2 protein-coding genes are annotated in these 1,156 nt (G+C 34.6%); both read right to left on the bottom strand.

The annotated features are described in order from the left end of the window. Positions 1 to 314: 314 nt before the first annotated feature. A complete protein-coding gene (locus tag LY28_RS18860) occupies positions 315 to 746 on the bottom strand; it encodes a hypothetical protein (protein ID WP_110463701.1) in 432 nt (143 codons plus the stop codon). Between the two features lie 24 nt (positions 747 to 770). Next, positions 771 to 1,156: hypothetical protein (locus LY28_RS19310; RefSeq protein WP_165835639.1), on the bottom strand; the 386-nt coding region annotated here is incomplete at its 5' end.

Genomic DNA, 1,156 nt, shown 5'->3' with positions numbered 1-1,156 from the left:
AAATATAGCAATAAGTTTTTAAGAGTTAATGCTTGGGAAATACTTAACCATTATTGAGTTAATAGCATCCCATACACGGAATTATTTACAGTCCCGCCCCCGCTCTCATAAGTGGCAGACCGCACAACCTTTGGTATAAGCTGTTTTAACGTGTTGCATAGTATTAAGGTTACTATGACAAACAAAAACATGGTATAAAGTATTATAAAAAGTTTGTGCTATATTAGTTTCATTTTATCGATTTTATGTCTACTCATTGCAAAACAGAAAGAAAACGGTCATCATAGACAACCGCCCTTCCACCAAAAGAAGTATCAATCTTCACTTATAAGCTCTGCTTCAATTATTTCACATGGCTTTTGTACTGGGTTACCACCATACTTCTTAAGTATTTCCATAATGCCTTTGTATAAAGCAAATTCCATTGTTCCGCCCTTCGCCTTATAGGCATTGTCCTGATTATCAGTAATTTCAACTTTATATCCATTACCATTATAAATTACTGAAAATTTACATTCGTTATTATCGAGCCAATAAATAAAATCTTCCAATGTTGGTAGCCATACTCCCTCATTATATATGCAAGTCTCTGCACTTAAACTGCTATTTGGTACAATTCTTCCCCCAATACACCAAACAGAACCTTTAAATTCATATATATCTGTTGGATAAACCTTTTCTTCAAAAGATTGCCTTTTGAAGCCTAAGTTAAACAATATTTCTGCTTCTGCTTTTGATAAACTCAAGGTAGCTCACTCCGATCATTTAATTTATTTAACTTTTATTGTCAAACCTGTAGAACCTTTATGCTTATCGGTAATAAAGTTGCCAAACTCATCAGCATCTGCTTTCCACTGTAGTTCTTTACCACCTTTTTTCATTTCAAATACTTTAAACGCACTTCCTCCATGACCTTCAGTGTCTCTAGCCCAATATAGTCCAGTATTAGGATCTTTGTAAGCTGATACATTTTGTCCATTAATTTTATAATCAATCTTATCTGTTGCATTTGTTTTTATATCCCAAGGCGTTTTAGTATTTTTTGTGGTTCCTCCAGCTTCACTCCCCCCCTGAGTAGCACTATTAATCAAGTCTCTGCTGTCATTTACCAAGTTATTCATACTTCTATAAGTAACTGCTCCGCCATATGCCACTG

Origin of the sequence: Ruminiclostridium sufflavum DSM 19573 (genome assembly GCF_003208175.1) — a bacterium.
In the GTDB taxonomy this organism is placed as follows: domain Bacteria; phylum Bacillota; class Clostridia; order Acetivibrionales; family DSM-1351; genus Ruminiclostridium; species Ruminiclostridium sufflavum.
Note: the sequence above shows the minus strand (reverse complement) of the source record. Positions and strands in the feature narration are given on the sequence as shown.